Here is a 7,737-nt window from a genome sequence, read left to right as displayed (position 1 = left end):
TTGATGTTTTTTTATTTTACTTGTTGATTTTAATTGCTTTAATTTATTTTTGATTCGATTAATCTAAATGAAATTAATACTTATTGCTTATTAAATAAATTGTTGCAAATTTATTACAAGCAATATAACTTATGTCTCAGCCCAGCTGGCTGTCATTATTGGTAATAATTATTTGTAGGCCAAATTTGATTTTTTAATGGTTTTGCTATTACCAATTTCACATAAAAACATAAATTAAAACCTGCTTACAGGCGGTGATCTAGGCTTGAGTGAAATACTCATTTAAAGCCATGTAGTAAGATTTTTTCATGTACAGGTTTGGAGAAATAAAGATAATGATTAACCAAAAATCCCTATTTATGCTTGCAGCCATGACTGCTAGCTCAAGTTTTGTACAAGCGGCGACGATCAATAATGCTGGGTTTGAAGATGGTTGGAGTAACTGGAATGAAACAGAACCTGCAGCTATCTCAGGTAGTGCTTATAAGGGCTCTAAATCATTAAAAATTCAAGGTAGCCCAGGGCGTGTTTATCAGAATGTAGATGTAGATCGAAATACTCAGTACACGTTAAGTGCGTATGTACTTGGTAAGGGCCAAATTGGTATTAACGATCTTAATGGTTTGTTTAAAAATGAGAAATTTAACGTTTCTTCATGGACAAAAGTATCTAGAACTTTCACCACAGCAAATACAGGTACGCTACAAGTATTTGCTAAGCACGATAAGAGCTCAAACGATGTTCGTTTTGATAACTTTTCATTAACTAAGGGCACTTCAGGCGGCGGTGATACTGGCGGTGGCGACACTGGTAGTGGCTCTGGTATAGCAAGCAACATCACCAACGGTAGTATTTTTGACCTTGAAGGTAACAATCCTCATCCATTAGTAAATAGCAATACTTTAGAGTTTGTTCCTCTAGAAGCGCGTCATATTACTCCAAACGGTAATGGCTGGCGTCATGAATATAAAGTAAAAGAAAGTGCTCGTGCTGCAATGACCGAAACCTATGAGGTTTTTGAGGCAACTGTAAAAGTGGAAATGTCTGATGGTGGTAAAACGATTATTTCTCAACACCATGCTAGCGATACAGGTACGATTTCAAAAGTATATGTTTCAGATACTGATGAATCAGGTTTTGATGATAGCGTAGCGGGTAATGGAATTTTTGATGTATATGTTCGCTTACGTAACACCAGTGGTAAAGAAGAAAAACATGCACTAGGTACTATCAGAAGTGGTGGTTCATTTAATCTAAAAGTAGTAAATAATTACGGTGATGTAGATGTAACTGCACTAGGTACTACTTTTGGTATTCCGGTAGAAGATGATTCAGAGTCTTACTTCAAGTTTGGTAATTATCTCCAATCACAAGACCCATATACACTAGATGAGTGTGGCGAGTCAGGTAACTCAGATTCATTTAAAGAGTGCTTTAAAGATTTAGGTATTACTAAGGCTAAAGTAACAATGACTGACGTTAGTTACACGCGTAGAACTAATTAATTATTTAGTAGTTTAGAAAGCCACTCAGTTTAAAGCTGAGTGGCTTTTTTAATGTATAAACTTAATTTATAACCATTTTTTATTTTTAAAATACACACCAATACCGCCAGTAAGCACAATTAAAAATATGACAAAAGCACTAAACGCATAAGGGCTCTCTGTACCAGGAATGCCTCCTACGTTTACACCTAAAAGCCCCGTTAAAAAGCCCAGCGGTAAAAAAAGTGCTGCCACTACAGACATAACATACATTCGCTGGTTTAACTGCTCAGAAACTTGGTTAGTGATTGTTTGCTGAATAATTTGCGCACGCTCAATCGAACTATCTAGCTCTTCAAGGTAACGAATTAATAGGTTGGTGGTTTCATTAAGTTTTGCTTTATCGTCATCTAATAACCATAGGTAGTGGTTATTTACCATTGAACTAAGGGCTTCTTTTTGCGGTTTTAAATAACGTTTTAAGGCAATAGTTTGGCGTCGCAACTGTGATAAACCTTGGTTGTCAAACTTTTTACTTGGTTCATCTATTTCTTCTTCAAACTCGTCGAGTGTTTCATCTAGTGAGTCAATAACGCTTTGCATACGTGAGGTTAATTTTTGTGTAATAGAGCACACTAATTCAGAAATATTGCATGGGCCTTTATTTTCATTTAAACAGGCGAGCGTATCTTGCACCGATAATAAACGGCGCTTACGGGTAGTAATAAGAATGTCTTCGCTAATAAATAAACGAATTGAAACCATGTCTTCAGGGCTTTGTGCTGGATTTAAATTTACACCACGTAAAAATAACATGTGCCCGTTAGTTGTAGCCGTAATACGTGGGCGTGTTTCGTCAGCAATTAAAGACTCTAGTTCGTAATCGTTTAAATGAGGCTGTGCCTTGAGCCATTCAACTGCCTCACTTTGGCTATAATCCATGTGCACCCAAAGTTTACCTTGGCTTGGTTGCCAGCTATTTAGCTCATTAGTGCTTCCAATAGGACGAGCGCCGCCTTGTCCATCAAGTACAAGTGCATGTAGTAAACCATTAATCATAATTAGTTCTCATAATAGTGTATTTTTAATACTGTTAACTATAGTGTATCTACTTAGTTGCTTACAGGCTTACCTTTACTTTTAATAAGTTAAGCTTAAATAGCAAAATATATGCAGAGCCTCTGTGTTGAGCAAAGTGGCATTAAAGTACGGCTTAGCAAGGCGTGCATTGTGTGACCAGTTGCTTAAAAAGATCAATTTAATTTACTAATCGACTAGATAAATTTATTTCGTTGGTGTTTTTTGGTCTGTAGCGTATAAGTCACTTTTTTATTAAGGGCACATTTATGACAGCAAAGATCACAGTTGGTTGGCGTGAGTGGTTAAGTTTACCTGAGCTTGGTATTAACGAGATAAAAGCAAAAATTGATACAGGCGCTCGCACTTCATGTATTCATGCAATTAACATTGAAGAATACGAAGTTGACTCAGAAAAATGGGTTAAATTTACGGCCCAACCACTGCAAGATGATGAACAAACGCAAGTCACTTGCAATGCAAAAGTTAAAAAAATGAAGTACGTAACCAGCTCAAGTGGGCAAAAAGAGCTACGCTACTTTATAGAAACTACATTACATGCAGGCGAGCATAGCTGGCCTATCGAGCTTACTTTAACAAGCCGTGCAACAATGAAGTTTAGAATGTTATTAGGGCGTACAGCCATGGAAAATCGTATAGTCGTTGACCCGGCTTTATCTCAACTATTAGGTCGTAAGGTTTAACTATGAAAATCGGTATTTTATCTCGTAACAGAAAGCTATATTCAACACGTCGCTTAATTGAGGCAGCAGAAGCACGCGGCCACGAAGTTAAAGTGATTGATGCATTGCGTTGTTATATGAATATCAACTCTGAGCAACCAGAAATTCACTATCGCGGTGAAAACTTAAAAGAATTTGACGCAATTGTCCCGCGTATTGGTGCATCGGTTACATTTTATGGCTGTTCGGTACTTCGTCAGTTTGAAATGATGGGTGTTTATCCTGTAAACGAATCAGTCGCTATTTCTCGTTCGCGCGATAAATTACGTTCACTTCAGTTACTTTCGCGCAAAGGCGTTGGTATGCCAGTAACAGGTTTTGCCAGCAAACCCGATGACGTAAAAGACTTACTAGAAATGGTAGGCGGTGCACCTGTTGTAATTAAATTACTTGAAGGCACACAAGGCATTGGTGTTGTACTTGCTGAAACACGCAAAGCAGCTGAAAGTGTTATTGAAGCGTTTATGGGCTTAAAAGCCAATATTATGGTTCAAGAATATATTAAAGAAGCGGGTGGTGCAGACATACGTTGTTTTGTACTAGGCGACAAAGTAATCGCAGCAATGAAGCGCCAAGCACAAGAAGGTGAGTTCCGCTCTAACCTTCACCGTGGTGGTAGCGCTACATTAGTTCGCATTACTCCAGAGGAACGTAAAACGGCAGTAGCAGCGGCTAAATCAATGGGCTTAAATGTAGCGGGAGTTGATTTACTTCGCTCATCTCGTGGGCCACTTGTGATGGAAGTTAACTCATCACCGGGTTTAGAGGGCATTGAAATAGCAACAGGTAAAGATATTGCAGGTATGGTGATTGATTTCATCGAAAAAAATGCCTCAAGTAAAGGAACAGCAACACGTGGCAAAGGTTAAAATTAACCGTCCTTTTTCCTTATTAGGAGAAAATGTAGGCGTAGGCGAGCGTAAAACGCTTGCCTTAGAAGCAGCTAAGCTTTACACCCATTCACCACTTAATATTCCTATTGAAGTGGTTAACGGTGTAATGGAAGGCCCTGTGCTTATGGTGTGTGCGGCTATTCATGGTGATGAGCTAAATGGTGTAGAAGTTGTGCGTCAGTTACTTGCTAAAATAGATCCAAGCCAACTGCGCGGAACAATAATCGCTGTGCCTATTGTGAATGTGTTTGGCTTTATTCACAAATCGCGTTATTTACCAGATAGACGCGATATGAATCGCAGTTTCCCAGGTTCTGAACGTGGTTCATTAGCTGGGCGTATGGCTTATATGTTTTTTAATCAAGTGGCAGTACATTGTACTCATATTATTGATTTGCATACTGGCGCTATTCATCGTACTAATTTACCGCAAATTCGCGCTAATCTAGAAGATGAAGCAACCGCTGAAATGGCTAAAGCATTTGGTACGCCGGCGGTTATAAATGCATCCCTTCGTAATGGTTCATTACGCAGTGAAGCCGCAAACTTAGGTATACCTGTTATTACTTATGAAGCAGGCGAAGCGCTACGCTTTGACCCTATCGCTATTGCGGCAGGTGTGCAGGGCGTTGATTATGTTATGCGCCATTTAAAAATGGTCCGTGGCAAGCGCCCTAAAAAGTTACCAGATCCTATTATTGCAGGTTCTACTAGTTGGATACGTGCAGAGGTTGATGGCATTGTGCGTGCACAAGTATCACTAGGGGAGCATGTAACTAAAGGGCAAGTGCTTGCATATATAAGTAGTCCTCTAGGGGATTCTGAGCTTGAGCTTTTAGCGCCTAAAGGCGGTATTGTTATTGGTCAGCAAACGATGCCATTGGTAAATGAAGGTGATGCGGTATTCCACCTTGCTTACTTTGCAAACGACAATAGTTTAGTAGAACAGCAACTAGAGAACTTTATTGATGAGATAAATGATTTAGATGACGAGCTTAAAACAGCTGAGCTAAATAACTAATAGCTAAACTAAATTCTGTTTAGCTAAGCATTAAAAAACCGCAGTAGGTATTTTGCCTACTGCGGTTTTTTGTGAATATGATTTTTTAAACTATGTTTTTTTAGGACCAATAATACGCTTTATAACAGGGGTTTTCGTTGGCTTTGGTTCTTTATTTAAAACCATGACAGGACGGGTCACAAATAAATTGTTAGGGTAAATTACACGGTGCCCATCAACATGTTCAAGTACTACATTCATTAAGCCCATTTCAACAATGCGCCCTTCAACATGATTCGCACCATCAATAATTCGTACCCAATAACCAACGCGGCAATCGTTTTGAATAAACATCAGTAAAAATGCGGTGAGGTTACTCAATAATGACCAAGCGGCAAAAAGTGCTACCCCTAACATGGCAAATAAAGAAGAGCCTAAAACCAATAAACCACGCAGCTCTATACCCCAAAATACTAAAACCAAACACAGTACTACAAAGGCGAGTATAATTTTTAGTAAAAGCTCTGCACGGTATTTTCGGTGCAAATCTACTTTGCCTTTAATCGCTTTTTCGAGTAGTTTTTTGGTTATTTTTAATAGAAGAGGGAAAACCAAAATAGCGATTATAGTTACAACCAACTTATATTGTGATGCAAACAATTCTAAAACTTCTATTATTTCCACATTAGGTCCTGAACTTTCATAACAATTTAATGCAATTGGTATTAGTTTAACGTGTTTGTATTATTTAAAAAGTGTTTTTAACGCTTACTAGCCACTGGACTGAGTCTACATCGTCGTAGCTATCAACAGGGGCGGCAATATCAATGTGGATCATGGTTCCTGAGTTTGCGCGACTCGGTGCCAAACGCAGACCAACGCCTACATTTTTCAATACATGTGCATTTTCACCGTTATCTTCATCGTTAAACCATGCTCTGCCTACATCTACAAAAGCTGCGCCACCCACTTTAAATAGTTGTAGTAAATCGTACTCCCAGTAATAGCGCTTTTCTAGATTTACTAAAAAGCTGCGATCGCCATGTTGATAATCCATCGGGTAACCACGCAGGCCTGTTTCGCCACCTAAAGTAAGCTGTTGATCAGCAGTCAGGTTTTTGGCGTATTGCACGCGGGCTTTAACATACCAAGATTGGTCTTCACTGGTATTTAAATAATATTGTACTTGGCTGGTGGCCATAAAGTTTTCGAGTTTTTTCTGTTCTTTATTCCAATAGCCATCAATATCAGCACTAAAACGCCATAAGGTATTATCGTTAGTAAAGTGGGCTTTTTTAAAGTTAAAAGAATACACCGCGCGGCTGTCGTCATTACTTAAGGACTCATCTGAATAGCCAATTAAGCTTTTAATATTCCAACCTAAATTTAAATCCTCAGTGCGAGATATACTGTCAAAATTGCGTACTTTTATGTAGTTATCTTCAAACCAATGGCCGCTTATAAAGGGATAACTTAAGCTTCTGTCATCGGCAAGTGGTGCAAATGTAGTGTCTATAGCTTCAAAGGTATGTTGCTCGTCGGTATAGCCTAACGTTAGTCGCTGGGTCCAATTATTATTAAGCGCTTTAGAGTGTCCTATAAATACACGGTTTAAATCGGTAGTTTGATCAAATTCGCTAAACTCTTCGCCGCGTTTATATAGTGACTCTTCGCGCTGCTCAGAATAGCTTAAAATACCGTAACTAAAGGGGGTGTCAATTGCGTAAAATGGATAGGTTAGCTCAAGCAAATGGCGCTTGCCGTCGCTGTTATCGGCGTATTCTAAACGGCCTCGGTAGCGAGTAGATAAAATATTAGGATCGTCGTAAACAAATAAGTAACCGCTGCGATCGCTGTCAGTAGTGCGCGAAAAAGAAAGGCGCTTACCCCACCCAAGTAGGTTAGATTCTCTAAAGCCTATACTCGATTTGTTTTCTCCACCGCTTCGACTAAAGTTCACTTCAGGTAAAAGTGTCCATAAATCACGGGTAACCACTTCTACATTAACGTCGCCGTCGCAGTTTTCGGTAGCACTAATTTGTGCATCATATAAGTAGCTTTCTTTACGAAGTAAACGCTCAGATTCTGCGAGCTTTTTAGCGTCGTACTTGTCACCTGGGGAGAATAATAAAAGGTTATTAATGACATCGGGCTCTGTTTGAATGTGAGCGCGATTAGCAAAACGGAATAAAGCATTATTTTCCTCTTCAAGCTCAGTATTAAATACATTAAGTTGCTTGAGCTTTATTGAGGCTATTTTAGCGTTACTATTACTGTGCGTGAGGGTTGTTTTGTCTTGAACTTCTCGGCGTAGGTTTTTATTTGTGCTTAAATCTGTCTGTTCTACAAGGCAGTTATCAGTTTTCATTGAAGATTGTTGTGCGAACGTTTTAGGCACATAAAAGCTTAAAACCGTTAAACTAATACAACATTGTGCTATCCATTTCTTGCTCACCATTAAACCTCTTACTGCTACGTAGCAAATGACTATCGTAATATCAGCTTACATCATTGTTATTATAATGTAAGTAAAAGGTATG

At 38.8% G+C, this 7,737-nt stretch carries 7 protein-coding genes; 4 read left to right on the top strand and 3 right to left on the bottom strand.

All coding sequences use genetic code 11. The features are described 5' to 3' along the window. Positions 1-335 precede the first annotated feature (335 nt). Positions 336-1,505 (top strand): polysaccharide lyase family 7 protein, encoded by a 1,170-nt coding sequence (locus H5120_RS07785; RefSeq protein WP_039488327.1) that lies wholly within the window; start codon positions 336-338, stop codon positions 1,503-1,505. Between the two features lie 66 nt (positions 1,506-1,571). Here the strand turns inward: H5120_RS07785 and H5120_RS07780 are convergent, their stop codons facing one another. Continuing rightward, the gene (locus tag H5120_RS07780; RefSeq protein WP_024605062.1) at positions 1,572-2,543 is read right to left on the bottom strand and encodes a zinc transporter ZntB; all 972 of its coding nucleotides are present in this window, start codon (positions 2,541-2,543) and stop codon (positions 1,572-1,574) included. A 287-nt stretch (positions 2,544-2,830) separates the two neighbouring features. Between H5120_RS07780 and H5120_RS07775 the strand changes: the two genes are divergently transcribed. From H5120_RS07775 to H5120_RS07765, 3 genes are read left to right on the top strand one after another with little or no spacing between them, the layout of a single operon-like run. After that, on the top strand, positions 2,831-3,265 hold the full coding sequence (locus H5120_RS07775; RefSeq protein WP_002961974.1) for an ATP-dependent zinc protease: 435 nt from the start codon (positions 2,831-2,833) through the stop codon (positions 3,263-3,265). 2 nt (positions 3,266-3,267) lie between these two features. Further along, positions 3,268-4,173 (top strand): 30S ribosomal protein S6--L-glutamate ligase, encoded by a 906-nt coding sequence (gene rimK / locus H5120_RS07770; protein ID WP_002961977.1) that lies wholly within the window; start codon positions 3,268-3,270, stop codon positions 4,171-4,173. Then, the gene (locus H5120_RS07765) at positions 4,160-5,218 is read left to right on the top strand and encodes a succinylglutamate desuccinylase/aspartoacylase family protein (protein ID WP_182674025.1); all 1,059 of its coding nucleotides are present in this window, start codon (positions 4,160-4,162) and stop codon (positions 5,216-5,218) included. The genes rimK and H5120_RS07765 overlap by 14 nt, the downstream gene beginning before the upstream one ends. A gap of 90 nt (positions 5,219-5,308) precedes the next feature. On the opposite strand, the gene H5120_RS07760 is transcribed toward H5120_RS07765, so the two are convergent. Together H5120_RS07760 and H5120_RS07755 are read right to left on the bottom strand one after the other, a co-directional pair. After that, positions 5,309-5,881 (bottom strand): mechanosensitive ion channel domain-containing protein, encoded by a 573-nt coding sequence (locus tag H5120_RS07760; RefSeq protein WP_182671484.1) that lies wholly within the window; start codon positions 5,879-5,881, stop codon positions 5,309-5,311. A gap of 64 nt (positions 5,882-5,945) precedes the next feature. Beyond that, positions 5,946-7,655, bottom strand: coding sequence for a BamA/TamA family outer membrane protein (locus tag H5120_RS07755; RefSeq protein ID WP_182671485.1), 1,710 nt, complete (start codon positions 7,653-7,655; stop codon positions 5,946-5,948). Positions 7,656-7,737 lie beyond the last annotated feature (82 nt).

Origin of the sequence: Pseudoalteromonas sp. SR43-2 (assembly GCF_014163885.1) — a bacterium.
GTDB lineage: Bacteria > Pseudomonadota > Gammaproteobacteria > Enterobacterales > Alteromonadaceae > Pseudoalteromonas > Pseudoalteromonas distincta.
The sequence above is the reverse complement of the archived record's forward strand: the minus strand, read 5'-3'. Positions and strand labels throughout refer to the sequence as shown.